The following is a 26231-nucleotide window of genomic DNA, read 5'->3' on the forward strand; positions in this document are numbered from 1 at the left end:
AAATCAGAAAATTCAGTTATCAACGAGGGTGATTTTCCTTTTAGTTTCATGTTTTTTAACAGTTCGATAACCTTTAAATCCTCACATTCCATCTTTGTGAGGGTTTTTAGTTAGCCGTTTTCTCCTAACTCCTTTCAATTTGTTTCCCCGTTCTCCATATGCATGAATATTTGAAAAAGCCATTCCAGTTGTAGTATGTGACGTATATGGGTGAAGAATTAATACTAGATCAGAAATTTAAAAAGATGCGCGAAAATAGTACTAATCACGAAATGGTTTCTTCATGTATATGATTAGTAAATAAAGCACACTTTTTAAGCGTGCTTCATTCATTGGATTTTCCGCCAGTATGAGCAGTTTTTTTTTTCGTGATGAAGCCATGTATATCCTACAGGTTGATTTCCCTTTCGAGTAAAAACTATCTTTTACTGGTCGACCTTATAATACAATTGCATATGTTCGATTTATGATCGATAAGTTCTCATATGATTAATTCGTTGTTTCGTACTAAAGCAGCAATATTGCGATAGGTGCTGTAATAATTAACGTAATGAGCGTCCGTTCAAACCAGATTACAACCAACTTCGTAATGCTGATTGGGATTTCGGTTGATAGGATACAAGGTATCGTCGCTGAAAAGAACAATATGGATGATACAGAAACCACGGCAATAATAAACTTAGTTACCAGAGGTGCTTTAACTACAAGAAGCGCCGGCAGGAACATTTCCGCAATTCCTATAGCTGAAGCTTTTGCAGCCAAAAATGGTTCAGGTATTTGTAATGCCCAGGTAAATGGGTAAAAAAGATAGCCAAGTAAATTAAATACTGGAGTATACTCCGCTAATACAAGGCTGATGAGCCCAACGGACAAAATGGACGGTAGAATGCTCATAGTCATAAGAAAACCGTCCTTTAAGTTTTCCCATAAATTTCTGCCAAGACTTACGGAATTGTTTGCTCCCACCATCGCACTGTTCCAGGCATTTTTGAAAAGTCCTTCTTTGATTACTTCTTCTGGATCCGCATTATCCGAATAATATTCGTCGCTCATTTTATTCAATGGCCAAATACGTACGGTAATAGCAGTGACAAGATACGTTATCCCTAAAGAAACCCAAAAGAAAAGGGACCATATGTCCATAAGCCCGAGAGTTTTTGCTACAACGATCATGAACGTTGCCGAAACGGTTGAAAAACCGGTTGCAATAATGGCAGCTTCTTTAACGGTGTACTTTCCTTCTTTATATAGTCGATTCGTAATGAGCATACCAATCGAGTAGCTTCCTGCTAAATCAGCAACCATATCAACTGCTGAGCGCCCTGGCGTTTTAAATATCGGCCTCATGATTGGCTGCATCAGTACACCCAAAAATTCGAGAAGCCCGTATCCAATGAGTAGCGCCAAAAATATAGCACCAAAGGGAACGACAAGTCCAACAGGTATGACAAGTTTTTCGAAAAGGAAAGGACCCATACTTGGGGCCATTAACCATTCGGGTCCAATCTTGAAATATATTAAGATCGCAACAACAGCGCCTATTACTTTTAAGAAAGAAAAAACTATTGATACCTTATCTTTATTCCAGCTTTTTGAAATAAACGGATAAACAGCTCCCAATAGAATGACAATAAGCGCATAAACAGGAACGGCTGACGGCAAGGTTACTTTGATCCATGTTACTATATGATCAATTGGTATGCTTGAAACATCATTTATGGTAATAGGAATAAAAAACATAAAACTTCCTATTAAACTATATATAATAAACTTCAATATATTCGTAGTTGATTGAATTTGCGGCTTCTCTTGTTTCGTATTTGTCGCCACATTTGGTGATCCCATAATTATTCCCCCTATTATATAATTCATGCTGGGTAAATTCTTGGCGCTCAAACGGGCAAAGCCCCGTGGATTGCCGTTTCTTCGATCATACCTGATCAGTTCATGTATCAAGCATTGGAATGTTAATTCCTTTTTCACGTTGTTTTAATTTTCCAGCTCATATCCGGCATCAGCGTGACGCACTACACCCCATAAGAAACTGTGGTCAATGCGTGACTCTGCTTCTTTCGTACCGTCTGCCACAATAACCACTCCTACATGTAAAAGAGTAACCCAATCCGGCTCCGCCGCCGTGATGGACTGATACCCATGTAACGCCTTCATCCAAGAACTATTTTATTTTTTGTATCCGCTTTCATTTTATAGACCTCCTTGTTATTTAACATTCATTGTATACTGAAAATTCTAATAATATATGTATTGTTTGATGATTATTTTATAATTTATTTACAAAAATTCATCTATTAACGTTCATTTTATAATCTATATTAAATTAGAGCGAAATTTAATTGCAGAATGTGTAGTTTTGGTGCAAAAAACTTAAACTGATGGAAATATGAGTCTATGAGACTTTCCCATCCTTACCTACTAAATAGGTTTCTATACTCAATTAAATGAGATTATAGGACTACAAGAACGATAAGGATACACAACAAAAGTATGATATAACAAAAATAAGCCCTCTCCATTTGGAGAGGGCTTTTTATCATGCTGCAAACAATATAGTGAAAGTAGCTTCACCTGCCTTTTTATCAGCTGTTTTCTTTTTAGCTTTCTGGAATTTATATAATGCCGACTCTGTACCTCTGTACGCCATCCCCATTTGTCCCACATTTTAGATCCTTCAATAAACCAATAGGCATACCTGATCCAGTACCAGTAACGTATCTACGTTCAAGACCAACTGACATTGCCTCTTAAATCATCGTGCGGACATACCGTTCATCCCACACAGGACCAACTTTTAGCATCTCATTAGATAGTGGCATAAATGCCGTTAATTTAAGTTAGCTGATTTTTTTTTTACGGAACGTAGCATTTAATTGCCCGACCCCCGTTAGTTCAAAAAAAGTGTACCTTTCAGCAAAAAGCCAAAGGGTACACTTTTGTGTGCAGTATTTTTCTTTTCTTAGCTGGTAATGCGTAAGCCTGGTACACGTAGTTTGCTTATACTCTACGAATCAAATTATATGATTGAGTGTTACCTGCGATTCAAAAAGGAGTTCGAATGAACAATATCTTAAAGTTTGATTAATTTGTTTTCTCATCGAATAAATTAATCATTTAATCCCTTTCCATTGAGAATTTGCTGCATATATTTTTCTACCCTTGACACTCGAGTTTTGGATTGTTTGGGTGCAGAAAAATAAAGAATGTATGCTCTTTGCCGTCCCGGCGTCAATGCTTCAAAAGCAGTTTTCAAGGCAGGGATTTCATCGAATTTATTTTGAAATTCTTCAGGAATTATGAATTCTGCCTTCTTTTTAAAATTCACTTCCAAACCAGATTTTTCAACTTCAATGGCTTCATAAATATACCCTTTCAAGATGGTTTCCATTTCAACTATTTCTTGAACATTGGTGAACCGAATCTGGCGCGCCGCCTGTACATTCTCCGTTTGTTGGATTAGAATCCCATGGGCATCCTGTAACAAGGATCCTTTGGGAAACAGAAGCGCACAATATTCTTTAAATCCATGTATTAAAACTATGTTTTTTTTCTCAAACGTGTAACAAGGATGCATCCACTTAAATTCTTCGGTCAACTCACAATCAAGAATGATCTTTCTCAATTTCCCGAATTCTTCCTGCCACTTTTTAGCTTTACTTAAATATTCATCAACCTTAGGATTCATACTATTTGTCATCAAGGAACACCCCACTTCAATTTTTCTATCAGTTGTCAGACAAGAACGATCATTCTCAATTTCTCCAATTTCTTTATAATGGGAGATTAATTGATGTCGTATCAAGCAGACCTCGCTTGGAAAGTTTCAGAGAGCTTATGTCGCTAATCTGCCCGATAGTTGAATAAGAAAATAGATCGTGCTAAATGTTAAGCTAATTCGTCACTATCCTTATCACACACATATAAATGGTGTTCAATCCAGTTTGTATTACTACCATCCTACTGAACTAATGTGTAAGCGGGTTCGGGATGAGCGAATTCATCAACTCCTTAATTCCCTTCGTTCAGCCATTTACCGTTGACGAATGCCGCGTTTTTCATTCTGCTGCACATTTGACTTTTGACAAACGAAAATAAAAAAGTGTAGTGTTCGCCACCCTTAATAATCCGATTCCCGATAAACTTCATTTGCTTTGGGAACGGTTTTAAAATCAAATCCTAAAACCAAAACAACCAAAAAAGTGGTTGCTTTTAAGCTCATAATTATTTCCGCCAAAAAGTTGAACAGTCTGCCTTATCGAAAATATTAAACTCGATCATTTTCTCAAGTAATGAGAAATTAACCGGCCTATCCCACAGGATATGTACTAACTGCTTGGTGTGATCATAACCAGCCTGCACAATTTAATAAATTCTTTTAAGTTAGAAGCTAATTCTTCTAATTCTTCTAATTCTTCGGTTTCGTGATACCAAATATAAATTTTACTATCCATTATCGTATCAACAATCCGAAAACATAATTTGTCCCCTGTACCATCTTCACCAATAGATATTAGGTCATCAGCCATGCCTTCATCTCTCACATCTTGATTTTGTCTTACAATATCATCCCAGGTTCTCTTTAAGTTTTTGGAGTCTTTAATAGGAGACAGAGTCCATTCATCAATCTGAGCATTGTTAGATAGTTTAAAAAGTTCTTTGTATTGTTTGGGAAAAACAACTCCTAATTGTTCTTCTGCTGATTTTATATCTAAATCCGTAACACCAGGTTTTCTTGTGTCAATCAAATCGATTACATCATTCATTTAATACGTACCATCCCTTCATATTCTTTTACATAAAACTTCTTGATTTTTCTTCAAAAACCTTCTTCAGCTAATCCTGCCCCTTTAGTTTATTAAGCAAAGGCCACCAAATGGCAGCCATGGATCTCAACTAACACACCTGTTAGTTGAACAGATGATTTCTAATCAAAATATTCAACTTTACTTTTTTAGTTTAAAAACTATAAAATCAGCACATCTAAAATCTTCTTCAAATGAAGGATATTTTTTTAACATCTCTTTTGATGGCTTCGGTTCTATTATACTTTCTAAAATAAAACCTGTTTTGATTAAAGTGTTTATATAACTTGTTAATGTTCTATGGAAGAATAGCATTTTTTCTTTATCTCCTAAACCTTGTTCATACACACCTTCATAAAAATATTTATCTACGTTCCAATGCAACTTTTTACCGTCTCTTGTTTTCTCCCAACCACTTTCTGGAGTAACAAAACAAGGATGTAAAATCGAAAATATAAAACAGCCTCCATCTACTAATAGACGATACATTTCTTGAAATGCTTTTTCGTAATTTCCAAGATCTTGAATAACCATATTGGATACTATTAAATCGAAACTTTTATCTTCTAAAGGATTCAAGTCTTCACAATTACCCTGCCTATAATCAATTAACAAATCATTTGGAGTTCTTCCTTTAGCAATTTCTATCATCCGTGGTGAATAATCCACAGCAGTTACAGTCGCTTCGGACCTCGCTAAAATTCGACTTAAATACCCCTCACCACACCCAGCATCTAAAACTTTTTTATTACTTACTGTTTCCATAAGTGATAATAAAGTTGGATTTAAAAAAACTTCTTTATGAAGGTCTCCTTGTTCGGTATGATTTGCAGAATATGTATCCGCGAAACTATCCCACCTTTTAATCGCTTCTTCTGTACCAATATTTTGATTCAATTTAACTCCTCCCTGTTCTTTTGCTTTAAGTTCATTCCCAATACTTCGATAATCTTCTTCTTCTAACCTGCCCCTTTAGCTCCATAAGAAAAAGAGCTGCCAAAGCAACTCCCTAATGAAGTAAAGCACCCTTTAGTTCATTAAGAGTAGGTTTTCTATAGGGGAACAACGTTCCCCCCTTACTTGTTCACACTACCCGTTAGTTGAACTGTTAGTAAAAATGAAGATTATACTAAACCATCAAGGAAACACGCGCTACTTAGTTAATGGTATTTTAATTTCATTACCAACTTCAAGAATGCAGTCTTGGCGATCCTTAACTGGAGCAAAAATCATAATATATTCGTCATCTGCGCCGGCTACTTCACCTTTACTAAAAACCGGTTCAACTTTTTCACCAGCTGATTTTAGGAATACACCGGATTTTTTATCATCTACGATATAACCGTATTTTTTATCAAATCTCCTTGCATTAAGGAATTGATGTTCCAATTTACTCATCACTCTATATTTCATTCCGGTTTCATCCCTCATAAGCTTAGTATCTTTTCCTGTAACAACAACTCTTGTTTCTAGTGCTGAAAACTCTACCTGCTTAATCTTGTATGTTACTTTTTCAAAAACGAAATCTTTATTTACTGCTACTGTTTCTCTTTCTGAGATGGCAGATTTATCGAGCTTGAAACCGAGTGGCCATATCGTTTGTACGTTACGTTTCTCGTTTTTATCATATATTGTTAAATTTTCAATTTCTAAACGAATGTTTTGTCCTTCATATTGTTTTATTGATTCAAAAGATAATGCTTCAGCTACTTTATTTTTTTTACTATCGTAATATCTGCTTCCCCAACCCACATTATCTAATGATTTCTTTTGTTCATTTCCAACAATCAAGTTGATAGAACTGTCACCCTCAAAAAGGTCGACATAAAAGTTTTTTAAATTTGTTTTTTTACTTTGATAGGTCAATAAGAGTTTTGTCTCCTTATCATCCATCATCACACTCTCAAAATGCACTGTTATGTCATGCTTTTCATCATAAAATGTTTGATCAACAGCTTGACCATGTCCTAGATCAATTGCAGTTCTTACACCTTTATCATCAATATGCTTACTCGAAAATATTTTATCATATACCTCTTGAATAGCTGCTAATACGGGTGTAAATGTTAATGTCGAAACAACAATCAAGCAAACTGCTGCAGCTATTGAAAACCTTTTGTATAGTTTTCTTTTCTTATTGCTTCGTTGCTCTAATTTTGCTTTTTCTACGCCAAGTTTTGTTCTTTCGTGTAATTCTTTTGGAATCTTAATTTTTTTTAACTCTTGCTTTATATTACTCACGAAAGATCAGCCTCCTTAAATTGTTTTCGAAGTTTACCTAACGCACGATATAACACCGATTTTGCTGATCCTATAGGCATATTTAACAAATCTGCTATTTCTTTAAATGAATAACCCTCATAGAACTTTAAAATAACGATACTTTTTTCATCTTCATTTAACTGATCTAGTAATTCTTGAAGTGTTATTGAAAGTGGAATATCTTCATCCTCAAAGCTAATGCACTCATCATACTCTGGTTTAAGTTGAACCACATTTTTATTCTTTCTAACTAAATCAATGGAACTAGTGATTGCTATTTTTATTAACCACGTCTTGAAATACTCTGGATTTTTCAATGTTTCTATTTTTTTGAAAGAACGATATGCCACCTCTTGAACCACATCTAAGGCATCACTTTCATTTTTGACATATACATAAGCCATTCGATAAATATCTTCTTCATATTGTTGGAAAAGTTTTAAAAAGGCTTTATCATCACCTTTTTGAGCTTTTTTCACTAATTTAATTATTATCATTCACCCTCTCCGTTTTAAGTCTACACACATTAGACAAACTAGAGCTTCATTTGGCTTAGATTTTTTTCTTTTTTCTCAAAAAAAATTTTAGACCATAATAAACAAAGATTAAATGAGCTTGACTCTATCTATTTGTAATCCTTCTTGCACTATTCTGCCCCGTTAGTTGCATAAAGAAAAAGCTGCCTTAAAGACAGCTCCGATCTTCAGCTAAACCACCCGTTAGCTCAATAGCAAAATGAATTACAACTCGTTATTTCTCCCAAAGCTCGATCAGTCGACCTTCAGGATCTTCAATCCAAATAAACTTTCCAAATTCACTAATTTCTTTTTTCTTTGCAAGAGGTACACCAATATGTTCAAGATGCTTAATAGTCTCGTTTAGATTATGTACTTGGAAATTTAACATCACTTGTTGTTCTGTTGGAAAATAACTGTCATTCTCGGTAAAGAAAGAAAAGATAGTCTCATTTTCTAATTGGGGTTTTATCACAGTCCCATTCCAATTTTCTATTTCAATCTTCAACACTTCACTGTACCATTTTTTTACATCTTCAAGATTCTTAGTTCTCCAAAATATTCCTCCGAAACCTTTTATCATCGTATCTAACTCCTGTCTGTCATCAAATTTTTAGCTATCCGATACATTAGATATTCGAGATTTAAATTTAAGTTCCTTGTTCAACTATACTGCCCCGATAGTTGCATAAGAAAAAGCTGCCTTGAAGACAGCTCCGATTTTCAGCTAACGCACCCGTTAGTCCATGAATCGCAAAAATCGGCGATTCACCACGAAGAATGAAAATGGTTAGGAAATGTAAATACTGATACTGACCTTAATCCAGTCAACCCTAATCTATAGACTAATTAATTAACGCTCTCCTCTTTTTTTAAAACGATTGAGCAGGGTCTTCTTAAATATTGTCATTTTTCATTTTTAAAGAAACTTATTTTCATGGTAGTTCAATAAGAAAGGCATCGTCTCCAATTTTATAAAATGGCCCACCGTTAACTAAATAGGAATTCTTATAAACCTTGAGGGCTGATCTCTTAAGCTAATTATTTATTTCGAACCCGTTCACAAAGTATCCAATCGTTTCAAGCTCTTCTTCATTTAGCTCTCTGTTTAGCTTGAGTTGATAAGATTTCTTTATATCTTCAAAGCGTCCCTCATATTGATCTGTCAAGGTGGCTACAGTCCTTAATAGTATTGCTTCTTTCTGATATTCATCCTTCGATATTGGCTTCCAATGGGATAGGACATAGATTTCAGCATCAAATTGATCGATTGTGTCTAATAATTGAATCGTACTTTGAGTCGTATAATTCCTTTTGTTTGAATAGATATCTGCATAAATAGAGTCGCCAAGGAATAGTATTTTTTCTTCTTTGATATAGACAATGATAGAGTCTGGGGAATGATTGCCACCTACATGCTGCAAAAGACAAGATACTCCTCCTAGATCAAGCTCCATTCTCTGTTCAAAGGCTAAATCTGGTAATGAAATGATAATATTTCTTTCACTTCCAAATTCTTCTTTGATTGCATTGGCACAAAATTCAATTTCCAATCCCGATTTCACTCGTTCTTCTAAAGCAGAATCTGTCCATTCGTACGAGACAAGGTTCTTAATTTTAGATTTCGTTTGAATAGAAGCAACAGACAGCATATTCAAAGCAGACAAACCAAAAATATGATCCCAGTGCCAATGTGTAAGCACAACGATGCTTGGAAGTGGAATACCTTGTTCTTTAAGCTCTTTAAGAAAACAATTAGCATGTGCTTCTGAATTTCCTGCATCAATCATTAACGATCTGTTATCTCCAACCACTACACCTAGAATAGGTCTATCCGTTTCTGAAACAGGTGTTTGATACCAACATCGATTGCTGATTTTTTCCAAAGTTTGCATATACTTTCCCCCTAAAGATACTATCCTTCAGTAATTCCATAAGTATCTTAATAAACCCTTTGTCGCATTTTTAAAAGTATATGCTTATATTTCGTGAGTTACTGCAAATGATATCAAACGTACCCAACGCTTTTATGAAGGATGGGGACTACATCTGGAGAGTGGCCCAATTATTCAATATAATGAATAAAATGATTTCCCCGATTCGAAAAAAAGCTACAGTACAACTTATTACGATTTTCAACTATTGCGCCCTTTTTACAGCACAGTGGACTACTTGTTTTGGCAACCCTTCGAGGACGGTGGCTATAAAAAACCTTAATAAATAAAGGAGAGTACATATTAGCCATGTATACTATGTACTCTCCTTTTTCTTTTAGTGAACTAACGCACCCTATAGTTTAAGTACATTTCTTCACAATCTTGTTCCACAAATAGAAAAGAGTTGCCAAAGCAACTCTCTTATTGAAGTAAAGCACCCGTTAGCTTAATAAGGTGTTTTATATTTTTTATGCAAAGAATAGGTCTGTTATATGAATCTTACAAGCTAGCCAACCCTTGCTACATCAAGGTTGTATAAAATCCTGAATAAACGATAAAAAACGACTAAGAGCCAAACCCCTGATACACATGGGTTTGGCTTTTTTAGCTACTTCCAATAATGTGATTTTATGTTAACTGCACATGAATACGGTATTCATTTTAGACTCTTTTAGACTGGATTAGGCGGAATAAAAACAGCCAATCCGAAAGGACCATTTAAAACGCCTGCACCAAAATCTCTTATACGTATAGGATCATTAGGAACGATACTATCATAAATTTCTACCGTACTATTGTTAAAATTGGCTACGTACAGAGTCGTATCTGTAATCGCCAATCCCTGAGGACCAATTAAATCTCCTGCACCAAACTCCCCTACATGTACAGGATCATTAGGAACGATAATATCATAAATATCTACCCTACTATTGTTAAAATTTGCTGCATACAGAGTCGTGCCTGTAGTCGTCAATCCGGTAGGCCCACTTAAATTTCCGTCATTAACCTGCCCGAGTAGGGAAAGAAAACCAGGTGAAGAAATATCAAAAATTGCTACCGTGTCATCGCCAGAATTTGATACATACAGAATGTTGCCTGTAATCGCTAATCCGTTAGGATCATTGAAAACGCCTGGCAAATCCCCTCCACCAAACTTACTCAAAGGTATAGGATTCGAAGGCAAAGAAATATCATAAATTACTAAAGAATTATCACCAGAATTTGATACATACAGAGTGTTACCTGTAATAGCCAATCCGGTAGGTTGACTTATTAAACCTACACCAAAATCCCCTACACGTATAGGATTCGGAGGAAGGATAGGACCACCCGGAAGGATAATATCAAAAATTGCTACATTGTTATCGAATTGATTTGCGACATATACAGTGGTACCTGTAATCGCTAATCCGGTAGGGCCACCGGTAGGCCCATTTAAAACGCCTAGAGAATCTACTGAACTAAACTTCGTTACAAATAAAGGATCCTGAGAATTGGAAATATCAAAAATTGCTACCGTGTTATCGTTACGATTAGATACAAAAAGAAATGTAGATATCACAGGAGGAAGAGTTCCGATTAAATCCAGAACGTTTTCAAACTTGAACTCCAGCAGCATTTCCTTTTTGATGACGTCACGAAGGGTTCTTTGAACACTCGAGTCAACGGCAAAAAGTTCGGCTAACGACACCACTGCAGGAGAAAGTGCGGTTCCTGTAGGTAATGTTCCTAGAACAAATTGAAGCTTCTCTGCCTCGGCATTCATGATGTGAGCCAGAGCTAGTTCTTCCAGAGCAATGGAACTTAACAGTAAAGGAATCGTCTGCTCTACCGTAACAGAAATGGCAGGTGTTATATTAGGTATATTTGGAAAAGACAATATACATGCATCCTTTCTAGGAAACCGTCGAATCATCTGATTCCATATATAGATAGGTCTCCTACTTTTATGATTTGAACGTTCATAATTTTAAAAGCAATATCATGAACAAAGAATTTACTAGTTATTCTCTCCATTTTATGTAACAAGCGTTTGGATGACTGAGTACTTGCCTTGCTGTAGAAGTACAATCTTTGTTGAAAGAGCTCTTTTATTTCATTTATGGAACACCTACGTGAAATAACGTTAGAAACCTCAGGGTGAAACCTAAAAAGATACTGCCAGCAATTTTGGTTGTCCTGGTGAAGAAGATTGCAATAAAAACAACTTTGAAGAAGCGATTTCTTTAGCAAAACAAATGAATGATGGATATCCTTATAAATTTAGCAATTTCGTTTTGGCTGAAAAAGCAACGGAATTGGAAGTAGAAATCGTTTGGACTCAAAAGGGTAGCGAAGGCAGACCTTTAAAAGAAACATTTACATTCACTGCTGAATAACAAGAAAAAAAAAGGCCGAAATAATCGGTCTTTTTTTTGAACTAACGCACCCGTTAGCCATCCATGAATCGCAAAAACCGGCGATTCACCACAAAGAATGAAAATGGTTAGGAAGTGTCAATACTGATATTGACCTTAATCTAGTCAACCCTAATCTATAGACTAATTAATTAACGCCTCCTCTTTTTTTTAAAACGATTGAGCAGGGTCTTCTTAAGTATTGTCATTTTTCATTTTTAAAGAAACTTATTTTCATGGTAGTTCATTAAGAAGTAGGAATTTACTATTTCCTTTTTCATATTTTGAAAGGAGTAGATATCATTAACCACTTTAAATAATTCCCCGTTCTTGGAGAAAATTGCACTTCCGTTTGGGATTGCATTATTGATATTACAGAGTAGTTAAGAAGGTTAAGCTTATTTTTTAAAACAAGGTTTTGTTAATCATTATTGACTTTTAAACAAACAAAAGAGACCACTTATTGTGGTCTTCCTTTATGCCCAATGGAACCAAGCACCTGTTAGTTTAAGTACAGTCATTTACAAACTACAACCCCTATCCTAATGTTTTAACGAAGAAATGCCGAAGTTCCTAAAAGGAATCGACTATTTCTTCACTTCATTTTGGAAGAGAGCGTTAAATATCAAGTTTACGGGTACTAATCCATTTCACAATTTCAGGATCGTTATGAGAAAAGAACAAGCTTTTTTTCGTATCTAACGTAGCAATCTTCTCCACATCTTCTTGGCCTAATTCGAAGTCAAAGATTTTGAAGTTTTCGATGATTCTTTCCTTACGAACAGACTTTGGAATCGCAACGACTCCTCTTTGTGTCAACCAACGTAAAATCACCTGTGCAACAGTTTTATTATATTTTTCGGCTATGGACACTAATATTTCGTTCTGGAACATGTTATTTTTTCCTTCAGCAAATGGACCCCACGACTCTATCTGAACATTGTTCTCTTTCATATGTTTCGCACTTTCTATTTGTTGATTAAAAACATGAGTTTCAACCTGGTTTACGGCAGGAATTACTTCATTGTGGACAATCAAATCCACTAGACGGTCCATTTGGAAGTTACTAACTCCAATTGCTCTAATTTTTCCTTCACTGTACAATTCCTCCATTGCACGCCAAGAACCAAATACGTCCCCAAATGGCTGATGGATTAAATACAAATCCAAATAATCCAATTGTAGTCTTTTCAGTGATTTTGTGAATGCGTTCTTTGTACTTTCATAACCTGCATCCTGAACCCATAGTTTTGTAGTAATAAACAATTCCTCTCTTGGCACACCACTCCGCTTGATTGCTCTGCCGACTGCTTCTTCATTCAGATAAGAGGCAGCAGTATCGATAAGACGATAGCCTGCCATAATAGCGTCATAAACGCTTTGTTCACATTCATTTTCATCTTGTATTTGAAAAACCCCAAAACCTAGTATAGGCATCTCAACACCATTGTTCAAAATTACTTTCTGCATATGAAATCCTCCTGTTTTCATTTTCTTTATTTACCTACTCTGTTTGCGTATTCTGCCGGATAGCGGTCTCCCGAAATCTCGATCTTCGAGAGCGCATTGTTCAAATCATTCAATTCCTCATGGGTCAGCTCAACATCAGCTGCCCCAAGATTTTCTTCGAGACGCTCTAATTTCCGCGTACCCGGAATCGGAACAATCCATTGCTTCTGAGCAAGTACCCATGCTAATGCGATTTGAGCGGGCGTTGCATCTTTTCCTACAGCAATCTTCTTTATCAGTTCGACCAATACCTGATTTGCTTCGATATTTTCAGGTTTGAAGCGAGGAACAATGCTGCGGAAATCGGAACTACCGAACGTTGCATCCTTATTAATTTTCCCAGTAAGGAATCCCTTACCCAACGGACTGAAAGGAACAAAGCCGATTCCAAGCTCTTCAAGGGTAGGCAGTAGTTTATCTTCAGGACTTCTCCACATCATTGAGTATTCACTTTGAATGGCAGTGAGTGGATAAACCGAGTGTGCACGACGAATCGTTTCAACCCCTGCTTCAGAAAGCCCCCAATGCTTTATCTTACCTTCCTTGATTAGGTCTTGCATTACTCCGGCTACCTCCTCAATCGAAACACTTGGGTCCACCCGATGCTGATAGTAAAGATCAATAGAGTCAACCTTAAGCCGTTTAAGCGAGCCTTCGATTGATTTCCTAATACGCTCCGGCTTACTGTCAAGCACCTGCTTGCCATTTACCATTTGGATACCAAATTTAGTCGCGATATTCACTCTTCCCTTGAAAGGAGCAAGCGCTTCTCCTACCAACTCCTCATTTACATATGGACCATATACTTCGGCAGTATCGAAAAAAGTAACACCTCGGTCAACTGCCTCATGAATCATGGAAATCATATCTTTCTTGTCCGAAGCAGGACCGTAACCATGGCTCATGCCCATGCATCCAAGTCCTATAGTAGAAACTTCTAAGTCACTTTTTCCTAATTTACGTTTTTGCATTACTTATATTCCCCCCTCTTTTATAATTGTCACTTTGCTGTTATATTTTATCCGCAACCGATGCGGAGTTAAGTTCACATTGGTGGCATTAAGAAAATCTCATTGGGTTATCCATAAAGCTAGAAAAGATCAATCATGCTGCGACCGCAGCAGCACTAACAGATTTTCAGTATTGACGAGCCGCCCACAGAAGCAGCTACTTTGTCTAAAATACCTGAAATGACAAATTGAGATGTACCAACTTAAAAACTGAAAAGAGTTAACATATATATTTTTAGGTATTCAGGGTGCGCTTCAACTCCTTTATCTATATTGCGGAAATATAAATATTAAAAAGAACTTTGACTCCCTTATTATGCAATAAATAAATAAGAAAGCCTTATAGCATTCCTACCAAATCATTGCCTAATCCTCTCACTTCACTTACACTCCAGAGGAATATGTATTAGAATGGAGCTAGAAAGATTAAGGAAACAAGGAGGTTTATATGTCTGAACAAATCTATAAACAGCGGGCTGATCTCACCCAACTCATTGAGAGTCACACTGGCAAGGACGGGTCTCATCCGACTGCCATTCCTTCTTTATTTTTCTCTCGTTTCTCTAATGTTACCGGTCCAAATTACGGAGTTTACAAGCCTTCCTTATGCATTATCGTTCAAGGTAAGAAGGAGGTATTACTGGCACAGGAGCGCTATATATACGGTCCAGCCGATTACCTTGTTGCCTCTGTTAACTTGCCAATTACCGGAATAGTCACAGAAGCCTCTTCAGAAAATCCATATTTGGCACTGAAACTCGAATTTACACCAAATCAAATCTTGGAGGTTTTACAGGATTCTCAACTTGCTGTTAACCAGAAAGAACATGCTAAAAGAGGCATGTATGTAAGTCAAATAGAAATAGCTCTGTTGGACGCGGTAACCAGATTATCTCATTTGCTAAACAATCCTAATGATATACCCGTACTCGCACCTCTTATCACGAAGGAAATCATCTATAGGGTTTTACAAGGGCAGCATGGTTTTACTCTGGGGCAAATTGCGTTAGAAGGAAGTTCCACCTATCAAATCGGCGGCGTTGTCGATCATATCATGAATAACTATGACCAGTCTTTTCGGATTGAAGACCTTGCGGAAATTGCAAATATGAGCGTTTCATCGCTTCATAGACACTTTAAAGAGGTAACAGCGATGAGTCCCATTCAGTTCCAAAAACAACTGAGGCTACAGGAAGCCCGTCGCCTATTATTATCCGAGTCAACAGATGCCACTGAAGCAGCATTCCGCGTAGGCTACGAAAGCCCATCCCAATTCAGCCGTGAATATTCCCGCTTGTTCGGATTACCACCAAAAGAAGATATTAACCGCCTGAAGGGAAAATATGCATAAAAAAGTGCGTTAATCCGCTTATGGATTATTGCACTTTTTTATAATGAAGATTTGCCTTGATTAAACTTTTTCCAATATTCTATTTGATATTCCTCTCTTTTAAACCTGTATCCTGCTTCTGAACAAATTTCAGAACATAATGAGTCCCGCTGATATATATTCCCATGATAGCTAGATGATCTATTAAAAATCCCATGGAGGAATCATCAAGGTTCCAACCAAATGGATTATATATGGTTAACTTGTAAAGCATATCTCTCTCGAAAGAAGCCTGAACCCCATAAACGACAATCAACACCGCTATGACACGAAATGCAATGGCGCGGATACGGCTGGTGCTTTTAATTCCCGTCATCTTTCGTACTGAATTGATAATTGTTGCCCAGGACATCCCAATATGCACAGCCATGAAGATAAATCCCCAATATGAAGTCATAACATGTATCTGCAATAGAACCATGTCATTGTTTATAGGAATAAAAGGTATTATGTCACGAGATATGGGCACAGCACTTATCATGACTACAGCCATAGATACAAGAAAAAGTAGATTGACCACTATGCTTAGAATGCGTCGTACATTGTGCTTTCCCTTAAAAATCGTCTTATACCATCGTCGATTTAAAATATTGTGGGTAATAAACAATAAACACAATAATGCTCCTACCAGTTCATGTATTGTATTTCCGGTAATCTGGTAAGCCATTGCAACTAACATCAGAACTGTCATAGAAAGATCAATGACCAGCCTGATTAACATATTTGGATTCAAGAAGTTCTCCTCTTTCTAATTAATTTATACCTGGGTCGGTTTTCCGTCGATGCTAAATCCCTATGTCTTATTATTTAAAATGAACCATTAAAAGAACCTTCTGGATGATTCCCGCTTTTTCTGCTTCCATTAAGCTGTTTCCATGCAATATATCCTGAGAGTCCTCCAATTTATCGTCTACCGCTTTTACCTCCCAGTGTTCGGTGGGAATACCTGCAGTCCGTGATGCTGTACTGCCATCCTTTGATCCAGTAAATTCCCCAAGGTCAAAACTTTTCATTTCATCCCTCGTGTTCACGAAGTCATCCCGTTCCTGGTTCGCGTGACAAGTAAAGCATCGACCGATTTCTTCCTTGTAATCCACCGACTTGTCTCCATTGAATTCCTGGTACAGCCAATCTCCATTACGCATCTCAGTTGGGTTCTCATCAGCCCAGCCAGCTCGCTTTTCCATCACGAAAATTTCACCAAGCTCTTCATCCCTATAGATTTCGAGAGTGATTATGGTGCCGTCAGGGATTGGCTGCCCATTCTGCACCGCTTCTATCGCTTCCCGGCTCGTGTAGAGTTCCTCTCTGACATTTCCCCGATGCACAGTCGTATAGTTTACACCCTTATCGTAGTTCTCAGGGAATTCAACCAGTTCACGATTGGATTCTGATTGTTGTTCCTGTTGGGAAATACCATTTCTGTCATTATTGCCGTTGCAAGCTGAAAGAGTGATGGTCATGACCAAAGCCAGGGATATTAATAATCGTTTTTCCATCTTTTCCCTCCTGGTTCCGTTACAAATTATTACTATACAAAACTCGTAATCGTCCTCCCTGGCTATCCCTATCAAGTTCAATCCCCAGTATTTCACTGTATATATGCTTGTTTCTTCGAGGAATGCTGAATAGCCAGAATCAGAATAATTACCAAAACTCCAACTTACAGTGAACTTGTAATTTGAATTAATTATGGCATTAGCCACATAAACACTATTTTGTTAACGAGGGAAAAAACGGAGTTGTATTATTCATACGAATAAAAAAGTAATGTATAAATGTAGAGGTATCCTCATTATGCTACAGATGACAAAGCGACCGCTGTCCTATTTCTCTTAAATCAGTGCCTAATCCTCTTACGTTTCTAACTAAATTGAAATTGACATTTCCTTTTTATGAAGAACCAAAAAGCGGATCAGTTAAAATTTCTTTTAAATAACCAAAAAGAGTCAATAAGAGGGATCAGCATTTGTATTTTACTCAGAGGTATTCAGGGCTTAAAATATAGTTTGGAAAATGAACATAAACTAACCTTCCCCTATAGTTGCATAAAGAAAAAGAGCTGCCTAAAAGACAGCTCTAATCTTCAGCTAACGTACCCGTTAGTTGAGTTACCAAAATACTATTATTTTTTTATACTTTCTAAGATGGACTTAACAAAATTGGTTTTATCATCTGCATATTTATGTTTATTATTTTTATTAACCGTTGATAATATCTGTTTCAGCTTTTTATATTGTATTCTTGCTGTTTCGTTATTTCTCAAATAATCTCTAAAATCCAATTGTTCAAGTAAATATTTATTTCCACTTTGATACATATGAATTTGGTGTGTTCTTGGTTCACCTTTATTAAAGTAGTATCTATCTGGTAATAGATTTGTCCCTTTATATGAGTATCCAAGTGTTTCTAATGCCGTAACACACTTTTCACCATCTTGAAATTCCTTAACTTCAATTGCAATATCAATAATTGGCTTTGCACTTAAATGTTTTATTGCTGTACTCCCAATATGGTGAACAGCTAAAATATTCTGACCAATTACCTCTTGAATCCTTTCTTTCTCTAATAAAAATTCCTTTTCCCAATTATTTGTCCATGGAACTAAAAACACCTCACCTTTTGGTAATCCAAGCATTTTATTGCCTCCATAACTTAAACATTTTTCACCGTTTATTCACTCTATTTTATAACACCATTACAACTTGTGACTATTTTCTTATTCAACTATCCTGCCCGGATAGTTGAATAAAGAAAAAGCTGCCTTAAAAGACAGCTCCAATCTTAAGCTTACGCACCCGTGGAAAAGAACAACTGGATTTTACTGTAGTAGTGGAAAAGCTTAAACATTTATTCTCAATTGATCGACTACTCTTAGAAGGCGGCGGAGTTTTAAATGGCACCTTCTTGAATGAAGGTTTAATTGATGAATTGAGCTTGATTATAGACCCAATTGCAGATGGCTCTACTAATTCTTTGACATTGTTTGAAACAAGTCCTCATCTAAAAAAACAGCCTCCAGTCAATTTCTTTTTGAAAGAAATCGAGAAACTGGATGATGGTGGGCTATGGTTGAAGTATGTAACAAAAAATAAATAATCATTACAGAAAGTTAATAGAAGGAATAAACCGATAATAGACACTAGGTTCGTACAATTAGCACTTATACTAGGAGAAATCATTTGGTTAGGCTTTGTTGAGGATGAATGGTGTAATTAATTAAACATAAAATAGCTGTCGACTTTGTCGACAGCCCTGAGAATACGGCTCATTCCTATACTGATCCGTTTGCTTTTGCCTATTTTTAGCTAAGCTAAACTAAAAAAAACAGGTTCCGAGGTTCTTACATTTCCCCTAATACTTTTTTAAGTTCTTCAGTCATATTCGCCCAACCATATTTTGCACCATTGAACGCTTGATCTTCTTTTTCGAATCCAGTTTGTTCAAGGTGTAAGGAGGTTATTCCATCCTCTTGCTTCAATGTCCATGTGACTGTAGTGTTTATCGGACCACCTACCCAAGTGTAAGATAACTTATTAGGCTCATCCACTACTAATACTTCACAATCTACAATTAAATTCCACTGCTCATTTCGGAATTGACATTTATGTCCTACGATTGGTTTAAAGTTATTTTCCATTATCCATTTTGCAAGAGTATCCGAATCTGTTAATGCGTTCCACACTGTATTGATTGAACTTGTAAACTGAAAATCTAATGATAAATCTGTCATTATTCATTCCTCCGATAATATTTTTTTTAAAAATGCCACTTTTCCCATCCAAAAATCCTCGTAAAAGGATACCCAATCTTTAATTTCCTGTAGGGGAGCTGCAATTAGCCGATACCTTGTTTCTCTACCGACTTTCCGGTCAGCAACTAGACCAGCTTCTTTAAGGATAGCCAAATGTTTAGAAACAGCGGTACGCCCCATTTGAAATTGTGCGGTTAATTCGTGAAGAGGTAACTCTCCTGCATCTGCCAACAAACGTAGCAATTTACGTCTTGTTGGATCAGCAATGGCTACATAAACATCACGCTCTTGATTTTTCTCGCTCAAAATCCCCCCCCTTTATAAATCGGACACCAATTGGTGTCCTTATTATAAGACACCAATTGGTGTCATGTCAATTTTTATTATTGACATAAGGACATTAGTTTTATTCACTTATCATCAAGTATACTTTTTCAACTAACCTCCCCCTTTAGTTCCATAAGACTTATTGTAGAAGTGACATATACTGTGACAAAAAAAGAAGATTGAATTAATCCTCCCTCAATAGCTTCAACGATTTTTCCATCTTTACCAGTTTCAACAGAAACACCTACTTGAATGTCCTCTCCCGCTTCGACCTTCCACGTTTCCCTATTCTTTATAATCACATAGACTGCTTCGCCATTTTTAATCGCTCCTGTTGCTAAAAAGTCAGGGACTTCGCCTTCTGAAAGTGTTAAATTCATGTCTTGTTGAATATTTGTTTGGCTTGTTTCTAGTTTATTGATAATTTGACCATAAGTTAGAGCTATATCTTTGTTGTATTTACAGAAGCAAAGATTGGGCTAAATAAACTAGTTGTTAATGCAACAGAAACAGTAAAAGCACTATTGGGGGTTTCTTCTCTTCCACTTCTAAGAATAAATACTTATGAAAGATTGTCTATTTCTAGTACGATTTCCCTCCTTTCATCAAGCACTTTAAACTTTTCTTGTATTAAAATAGTTTTATTTTGCTCCCTTCTTTCTCAAAAATAAAAAGCCATCCCCTTATTGAGATGACTTGCTAAAAATTATTTTCTTTTCATTTGTAATTTAAGAATCATCTTTCAAGAAAAGGCACTCCCGTGATGTTTCTTTGATAGGAACTAACTTTCCATAATCGACCAACTGTTTAATATTTTGCCTTGTACAGCCTACTTCCTTAGTGGTTACGATATCTTTTTCAATAAACTGTTTAAGCTCTTCTATATTATTGAAATAGGACTTTTAGTCATTCATCTTTCCACATCCTCCACTTTAGGTATAAATAAATATCGTAATCCCGTAATCCCTATTAAGGACAGACATAACTATAGTCAAATTCTCCATCCAGTATGGGTTCTTCAAATTAATGGTATAGAGATTAAAAACAAGCAATCCAATAATCATTAATAAAAACCAATTACTTCCTGTTTTTTGCTTAGATTTTAAGAAAGACCCAGATTGGACAGCTGCTATTGCGGCTTACGTGTGGATTCAGCAGATTATAATTAACAATGCAACTAGTTTTGTATAGATCATGTGACTTACAATGATGAAAATGATATTACGGAGTTATTTAATAAGGTTCATCCTATAATTTAGGTTGAGATACACAACTTGTTACTAAAATTTTAAAAAATGAATTCATGTTAATATATGAGTTGATTACATTTGTAAAGAAAGGACTGTTTTGTATGACAAAACGAGTACTGATGAGAGGGAAAATTGGATAAGAAAAATATATTATTCTTTTGAACAGTGTACGTAATACTAATAGGGAAATAAAAGGAAAGGAAAGGAAAAACAAAGCAAGACAGGGGAATGTAAAAAGTCATACAAACCTCGGAAGCCGATTTATACGTCTGGAGTCTTGTATCGAGAAAAGCTTATTTAACTAGAATTTTTTATCAATATCACTATTCATGAAACATATTAACAATATAATATTAACAAATATTACACCTGCCAAAGAAAAAATCCCTTGTAATAAATATCTAATATTATAAAAAGCTTCCGTTCTATCTTCTTTAGCCAATGGATAGATTGATTCTAGTAGACTAGGAATTTGCAAACTTCCAATAATTATAACCAGCATAAAAATTATAATTATATGTTTTTTTTTCATTTAAACTTCCATCCTTTATTTATAGGTATATACTTTTTTAAAAGCTACGCCATAAGCTTTTTTTGCCGTGCCTGTTCCTTGTTTAGACCAACTAAAGGAATTCCATGGCATTTTATATACATCATATAGTTTAGTTTTATATACAGGATATGCTGTGAATTTTAAAGATTTAACACTTTTCCCATTTACTTTACTTGGAACTTTAAAAGTACCGGAAATTGCTACAGATGTAGTACCCGTAACACTCCACCCTATAGATCCTGATAGCGCAGCATTACTAGCACCAAAATTCGCACTAACTGTTGTGGCTACTGATTTTGTCTGCTTAATTACCAATACTACTCCTGGACCACCAATAGAAGTGGCAAGACCGCTAGATCCTGTTACATCAGGCCCTCCTCGTACATTTTGAACTTTATATTGATTAATTATAGCACGTGCTTTTGTATTAGTGTCATTTTCGATATCAATATTCTCTTCTAATAATGACTCATCAAGAACAATTAACTCCTCTACATTTGGATTACTTAGATACTCATTAATGATGGTGTATTGTTCACTAACTGTCATGGTATCATCTACGGTCAAAACTGTACTTGCTACATTGTTGTCATTATAAATTGATTCATTTTTCTCTTGAGCATCTCCCACACGCGGTAAGATTCCTCCAGCTAACAAAACAACCGATAATAGCATTATCATAATCCTTGATAAATTCTTAAAAATTTCGGCCCCCCTTTTTTTAGTACATATGTATTACGTTCCTAGATTTTTATGATACATATGTAATATTCTTTTAACTTTTTATGGTACATATGTAATACTATACTAAATATACAAAAAGGGAAAGAGTTAAATGAGAAATGATAGAGCACTTTCTGTGTGGAAGAATAATATATTTCTTTCAACTTGGATATCATTCATTCTAATAAAAATGCCCATACGCAGTTTAAGAGAATGGGCATTTTAGCGTGGATTTTTTTAACGCTTAAAATTACAGTAAATTTATCCTCAAACAATTTAGAAATAGTAGCTTTTCCTACGATCATATTTATAGAAATCCCTCGTGCCTTCTGAAAATTACATAAAGCAGACTCGGTACCTTTTCCGAAGAAACAATCCAGCGTAAAGTGCAGTAGAATCCATGTAAGATTGCCTTTAAACCTTTTAGACTGTGACAATGGCAACTCTAGTCTCAGGTCCCCATTTTCCATACACAACTAACTTTTTCACTGTAAATCCATTCAAACAACGCAGATATCTATGCTCATATGTCAAAGGAACTCGAAGAAAAAAGTGTGGACGAATAATTAAAATACATGGATTATGCCCAATTAATTATGAAATAGTTTAAAATGTGGTCAGCCAGCCCGTTCCCTTTCATTTTAGAAAAAATAAAAAAAGCCTTGGCAACTGAGAAACTCAGTAATACCAAGGCTTTAAAGCTATTAATACATTGACATATATTGTTCGCGTTCCCATGGGTGAACTTGTGTACGGAACATACTTCTTAGCATAAACAGGCATCATAAAACATCACAAATGCTTGTTTGACAGTTTTTTCGAAAATTGATTCAGCATGAACAAGAGTAAAAAATCATAATTAATCGGGCAGTTTTTTAGTGTGTACTATCTATCTTTAAGTTTGTTAGTTTCTCTGGCTTCTTAACAGGTTTCTTCTTCTCATCACGGCTCATCATTTTCACCCCAATAAAAAAAGCACCCAAATTAATGGATGCCTACTTTTTAATCTTATTAATGTTATCTTGTAAAATTTGTTGATTTTTTTCGATGTTTCTTTAACTTTTGCTAATGGATCGAATGAACTTGAATTTAGCAGCTTATCCTTGTCAAATTTCAATCCTTCAGGACCAACTATATCAACTATATCTTTTAACTTCTCTTTATCTACAGGAACTTGCCGTTTTATTTGTTTAATAAATCAATTAGTTCTTGTTTGTTCTCTGCTGAAAGTTGATGCCCACTTTCTAACCATTCCTTAACTAATTTAAACATTCCGTGAGGTTGTAAACTTATCTTTTCATCTCAGCCTTGTTCCATGCTAATATCCATTTTTCCATTAATCTCCACTTTGTAAAAATCAGAAGGTGCGTTGTAATAGTTTGCAAAGTCCTCTTGATTCCAACTCATAATATCATCTCCCTTTGCCTACCTAATTCGACAAAAAGGACTTTTCTGCAAATAAAAAGCACCCAAATTAATGGATGCCTTCTCCTTTTATTCACTACTCTTGACGTCTTTTATTAAATCATCTCTAAATGACTTTGCATCTCTTTCAAAAACTTTTTCAAACCTTTTTTCATACTCTTCGTAGGTTATTTGACCTTTTTCAGTTAGTAATTCTACCATAGCTTTAACCCTCACTCTACTCGACACTAATTCGTTTGTCATATTGGACAATAAAATACCGATTTTCTCATAATCATCATTCATTCTGTCATCCCCTTCGTTTAACCAATACGTAACCAATACGACAAAAGGAGGCGTTTTCCTGCATATAAAAAGCACCCAAATGTATGAGTGCCCAAATTTAATTAAATTCATAGCGATTATCATATGTTCTTTCTAATTTGCTCAAAACGTAGTATTCCTTTTTTAATGTTTGCAACTGATTCTCCAACTCTGAATTTATGCCGTTTCCCATTTTCTCTATAATTTCTTTTTGGGCTTTTTTATTATCAAACATCTTTTTTAGCACTTTCGCATGTTCATCAAATATATCCACCTTTTCTCCCCCTTTAGTTTTCACACTATTTATATTCAACTAAAAGTCAAGGATTCCCATTTGTTTATTCACTCTAAGCTAGGCACATGCCAAAGCCTTTTCTCGGATACTAAAACGCGCCGTTATTCCGGAAATTCAATACATTGTTTACGTCATACCCACGCTTTCTTACTACTTTGAATCTGGAGCCACAATGAAGTATATTCAGGAACGTTTAGGCCACGGAAGCGCTCAAATTACAGCCGATGTATATGCTCATATCTCTAAAAAAATCGAGAAAGATACCATGAGTAAGTTTGACGATTATTTAAATTGAGTCAGAGGGGTAAAAAAGGGGTGAACTTCCTATCTCTAATTCATATTAATTATTACCTCACAAATAAAAAACCCCTGACACCAGAGGTGCCAAGGGTTTGAGATATTAATACATTGACATATATTGTTCGCGTTCCCATGGGTGAACTTGCGTGCGGAACATATCCCACTCGATTTCTTTTGCTTCGATGAAGTGTTCAAGTAAGTGTTCGCCTAACGCTTCTTTGATTACTTCATCAGATTTTAATGTTTCCAATGCAGCATATAAAGTAGCTGGAAGATCAACGATGCCTACTTCTTCACGTTCTTCTTTATTCATAACATAGATGTTGCGGTCTACTGGAGCTGGAGGAGTCAAGTCGTTTTTGATACCGTCAAGACCAGCTTTTAGCAGAACAGCAAGTGCCAAGTATGGGTTTGCTGCTGGATCGACACTACGTACCTCTACGCGAGTACTCACTCCACGTGAAGCTGGGATACGAATTAATGGGCTGCGGTTTTTAGCGGACCATGCAACATAACAAGGAGCTTCGTAACCAGGAACTAGACGTTTGTATGAGTTAACAGTTGGGTTTGTTACCGCTGTGAAGCTTGGAGCATGCTTAATGATACCAGCGATGAATTGCTCAGCTGTTTTACTTAATTCCAATTTTCCTTCTTTATCATAAAATGCATTTTGGTTTCCTTTGAATAGAGAAACGTTACAGTGCATACCAGATCCATTAACACCGAACAATGGTTTTGGCATGAATGTTGCGTGTAAACCATGTTTACGGGCAATCGTCTTAACAACCAATTTAAATGTTTGGATGTTATCACAAGCTGAGATTGCATCTGCGTATTTAAAGTCAATTTCATGTTGTCCTGGAGCTACTTCATGGTGGGAAGCTTCGATTTCAAATCCCATTTCTTCAAGCTCAAGCACGATATCACGACGGCAGTTTTCTCCTAGGTCAGTAGGTGCAAGGTCAAAGTATCCGCCTTTATCGTTCAATTCTAGAGTAGGCTCTCCTGCTGCATCCAGTTTGAATAAGAAGAATTCAGGCTCAGGTCCAAGATTGAAATCTGTGAAGCCCATTTCTCTTGCTTCTCCAAGAACGCGTTTTAGGTTAGCACGGGGATCCCCATCAAAAGGTGTTCCATCCGTATTGTAGATATCACAGATCAAACGTGCAACTTTACCTTTTTCCGAAGTCCAAGGGAAGATAACCCATGTATTTAAATCAGGATATAGGTACATATCAGACTCTTCGATACGGACGAAGCCTTCAATGGAAGATCCATCAAACATCATTTTATTATCAAGTGCTTTTTCTAATTGACTGACTGGGATTTCAACGTTTTTTATCGTCCCTAAAATGTCAGTAAACTGTAAACGGATGTACTTAACATTTTCTTCTTTCGCTAAACGAGTGATGTCTTCACGTGTGAACTTTGCCAATTTCTATTCCCCCTAATAATCATTCATAAA

24 protein-coding genes and 4 pseudogenes are annotated in these 26231 nt (G+C 36.0%); 3 read left to right on the forward strand and 25 right to left on the reverse strand.

Features of this window, described 5'->3' with window-relative positions:
• Window positions 1–507 precede the first annotated feature (507 nt).
• The 14 genes and pseudogenes from QUF86_RS23395 to QUF86_RS23465 all read right to left on the reverse strand — a co-directional run bounded on the left by QUF86_RS23395 (window position 508) and on the right by QUF86_RS23465 (window position 14407).
• Window positions 508–1845, reverse strand: coding sequence for a YjiH family protein (locus tag QUF86_RS23395; protein ID WP_289335850.1), 1338 nt, complete (start codon window positions 1843–1845; stop codon window positions 508–510).
• Window positions 1846–1945: 100 nt separating this feature from the next.
• Window positions 1946–2164 (reverse strand): annotated as a pseudogene (locus QUF86_RS23400) (urocanate hydratase); the annotation flags it as partial.
• A gap of 520 nt (window positions 2165–2684) precedes the next feature.
• A pseudogene (locus QUF86_RS23405) lies at window positions 2685–2894 on the reverse strand (phage major capsid protein); the annotation flags it as partial.
• A 227-nt stretch (window positions 2895–3121) separates the two neighbouring features.
• Window positions 3122–3712: a YdeI/OmpD-associated family protein gene (locus QUF86_RS23410; RefSeq protein ID WP_289335851.1), complete on the reverse strand. Its 591-nt coding sequence runs from the start codon at window positions 3710–3712 to the stop codon at window positions 3122–3124.
• A gap of 524 nt (window positions 3713–4236) precedes the next feature.
• Window positions 4237–4377, reverse strand: a pseudogene (locus tag QUF86_RS23415) (iron chaperone); the annotation flags it as partial.
• A complete protein-coding gene (locus tag QUF86_RS23420) occupies window positions 4341–4778 on the reverse strand; it encodes an SMI1/KNR4 family protein (RefSeq protein WP_289335852.1) in 438 nt (145 codons plus the stop codon). The pseudogene QUF86_RS23415 and the gene QUF86_RS23420, both read right to left, overlap by 37 nt.
• Before the next feature lie 180 nt (window positions 4779–4958).
• Window positions 4959–5714, reverse strand: a complete 756-nt coding sequence (locus tag QUF86_RS23425) for a class I SAM-dependent methyltransferase (RefSeq protein ID WP_289335853.1) — start codon at window positions 5712–5714, stop codon at window positions 4959–4961.
• A 255-nt stretch (window positions 5715–5969) separates the two neighbouring features.
• Complete coding sequence (locus QUF86_RS23430) at window positions 5970–7058, reverse strand: DUF4179 domain-containing protein (RefSeq protein ID WP_289335854.1); 1089 nt, start codon at window positions 7056–7058, stop codon at window positions 5970–5972.
• Window positions 7055–7576 carry a sigma-70 family RNA polymerase sigma factor gene (locus tag QUF86_RS23435; protein WP_289317014.1) on the reverse strand — a complete coding sequence of 174 codons (522 nt, stop codon included), beginning with the start codon at window positions 7574–7576 and terminating at the stop codon, window positions 7055–7057. The genes QUF86_RS23430 and QUF86_RS23435 overlap by 4 nt, the downstream gene beginning before the upstream one ends.
• A 253-nt stretch (window positions 7577–7829) precedes the next feature.
• On the reverse strand, window positions 7830–8177 hold the full coding sequence (locus QUF86_RS23440) for a VOC family protein (RefSeq protein ID WP_289335855.1): 348 nt from the start codon (window positions 8175–8177) through the stop codon (window positions 7830–7832).
• Between the two features lie 454 nt (window positions 8178–8631).
• The gene (locus QUF86_RS23445; protein ID WP_289335857.1) at window positions 8632–9489 is read right to left on the reverse strand and encodes an MBL fold metallo-hydrolase; all 858 of its coding nucleotides are present in this window, start codon (window positions 9487–9489) and stop codon (window positions 8632–8634) included.
• 712 nt (window positions 9490–10201) lie between these two features.
• On the reverse strand, window positions 10202–11410 hold the full coding sequence (locus tag QUF86_RS23450) for an LVIVD repeat-containing protein (RefSeq protein WP_353957682.1): 1209 nt from the start codon (window positions 11408–11410) through the stop codon (window positions 10202–10204).
• Window positions 11411–12545: 1135 nt separating this feature from the next.
• Window positions 12546–13397 carry an aldo/keto reductase gene (locus tag QUF86_RS23460; RefSeq protein ID WP_289335859.1) on the reverse strand — a complete coding sequence of 284 codons (852 nt, stop codon included), beginning with the start codon at window positions 13395–13397 and terminating at the stop codon, window positions 12546–12548.
• Window positions 13398–13423: 26 nt separating this feature from the next.
• Complete coding sequence (locus QUF86_RS23465) at window positions 13424–14407, reverse strand: aldo/keto reductase (RefSeq protein ID WP_289335860.1); 984 nt, start codon at window positions 14405–14407, stop codon at window positions 13424–13426.
• Between the two features lie 487 nt (window positions 14408–14894).
• Here QUF86_RS23465 and QUF86_RS23470 point away from each other — a divergent pair, with 487 nt between their 5' ends.
• Window positions 14895–15797 carry an AraC family transcriptional regulator gene (locus tag QUF86_RS23470; protein WP_289335861.1) on the forward strand — a complete coding sequence of 301 codons (903 nt, stop codon included), beginning with the start codon at window positions 14895–14897 and terminating at the stop codon, window positions 15795–15797.
• Between the two features lie 79 nt (window positions 15798–15876).
• On the opposite strand, the gene QUF86_RS23475 is transcribed toward QUF86_RS23470, so the two are convergent.
• The 3 genes from QUF86_RS23475 to QUF86_RS23485 all read right to left on the reverse strand — a co-directional run bounded on the left by QUF86_RS23475 (window position 15877) and on the right by QUF86_RS23485 (window position 18474).
• A complete protein-coding gene (locus QUF86_RS23475) occupies window positions 15877–16569 on the reverse strand; it encodes a DUF4405 domain-containing protein (protein ID WP_289335862.1) in 693 nt (230 codons plus the stop codon).
• A gap of 70 nt (window positions 16570–16639) precedes the next feature.
• Window positions 16640–17335, reverse strand: a complete 696-nt coding sequence (locus QUF86_RS23480) for a cytochrome P460 family protein (protein WP_289335863.1) — start codon at window positions 17333–17335, stop codon at window positions 16640–16642.
• Window positions 17336–17961: 626 nt separating this feature from the next.
• Window positions 17962–18474 (reverse strand): GrpB family protein, encoded by a 513-nt coding sequence (locus QUF86_RS23485; RefSeq protein ID WP_289335864.1) that lies wholly within the window; start codon window positions 18472–18474, stop codon window positions 17962–17964.
• Window positions 18475–18617: 143 nt separating this feature from the next.
• Between QUF86_RS23485 and QUF86_RS23490 the strand changes: the two genes are divergently transcribed.
• On the forward strand, window positions 18618–18935 hold the full coding sequence (locus tag QUF86_RS23490; RefSeq protein WP_353957707.1) for a dihydrofolate reductase family protein: 318 nt from the start codon (window positions 18618–18620) through the stop codon (window positions 18933–18935).
• A 244-nt stretch (window positions 18936–19179) separates the two neighbouring features.
• On the opposite strand, the gene QUF86_RS23495 is transcribed toward QUF86_RS23490, so the two are convergent.
• The 7 genes from QUF86_RS23495 to QUF86_RS23530 all read right to left on the reverse strand — a co-directional run bounded on the left by QUF86_RS23495 (window position 19180) and on the right by QUF86_RS23530 (window position 24445).
• Window positions 19180–19569: an SRPBCC family protein gene (locus QUF86_RS23495; protein ID WP_289335865.1), complete on the reverse strand. Its 390-nt coding sequence runs from the start codon at window positions 19567–19569 to the stop codon at window positions 19180–19182.
• Between the two features lie 3 nt (window positions 19570–19572).
• The gene (locus QUF86_RS23500; RefSeq protein ID WP_289335866.1) at window positions 19573–19896 is read right to left on the reverse strand and encodes an ArsR/SmtB family transcription factor; all 324 of its coding nucleotides are present in this window, start codon (window positions 19894–19896) and stop codon (window positions 19573–19575) included.
• 128 nt (window positions 19897–20024) lie between these two features.
• A complete protein-coding gene (locus QUF86_RS23505; RefSeq protein ID WP_289335867.1) occupies window positions 20025–20297 on the reverse strand; it encodes a hypothetical protein in 273 nt (90 codons plus the stop codon).
• A gap of 1171 nt (window positions 20298–21468) precedes the next feature.
• Window positions 21469–21699, reverse strand: coding sequence for a hypothetical protein (locus QUF86_RS23515; RefSeq protein ID WP_289335868.1), 231 nt, complete (start codon window positions 21697–21699; stop codon window positions 21469–21471).
• A 15-nt stretch (window positions 21700–21714) separates the two neighbouring features.
• Window positions 21715–22395, reverse strand: coding sequence for a hypothetical protein (locus tag QUF86_RS23520; protein ID WP_289335869.1), 681 nt, complete (start codon window positions 22393–22395; stop codon window positions 21715–21717).
• 1542 nt (window positions 22396–23937) lie between these two features.
• Complete coding sequence (locus QUF86_RS23525) at window positions 23938–24153, reverse strand: hypothetical protein (RefSeq protein WP_289317055.1); 216 nt, start codon at window positions 24151–24153, stop codon at window positions 23938–23940.
• Between the two features lie 97 nt (window positions 24154–24250).
• The gene (locus QUF86_RS23530; protein WP_289317056.1) at window positions 24251–24445 is read right to left on the reverse strand and encodes a hypothetical protein; all 195 of its coding nucleotides are present in this window, start codon (window positions 24443–24445) and stop codon (window positions 24251–24253) included.
• Window positions 24446–24539: 94 nt separating this feature from the next.
• Here QUF86_RS23530 and QUF86_RS23535 point away from each other — a divergent pair.
• Window positions 24540–24761, forward strand: a pseudogene (locus tag QUF86_RS23535) (tyrosine-type recombinase/integrase); the annotation flags it as partial.
• Window positions 24762–24866: 105 nt separating this feature from the next.
• Here QUF86_RS23535 and glnA read toward each other — a convergent pair.
• On the reverse strand, window positions 24867–26201 hold the full coding sequence (glnA, locus tag QUF86_RS23540; RefSeq protein ID WP_289317062.1) for a type I glutamate--ammonia ligase: 1335 nt from the start codon (window positions 26199–26201) through the stop codon (window positions 24867–24869).
• Window positions 26202–26231 lie beyond the last annotated feature (30 nt).

The organism is Peribacillus sp. NJ11 (assembly GCF_030348405.1).
Lineage (GTDB): Bacteria > Bacillota > Bacilli > Bacillales > DSM-1321 > Peribacillus.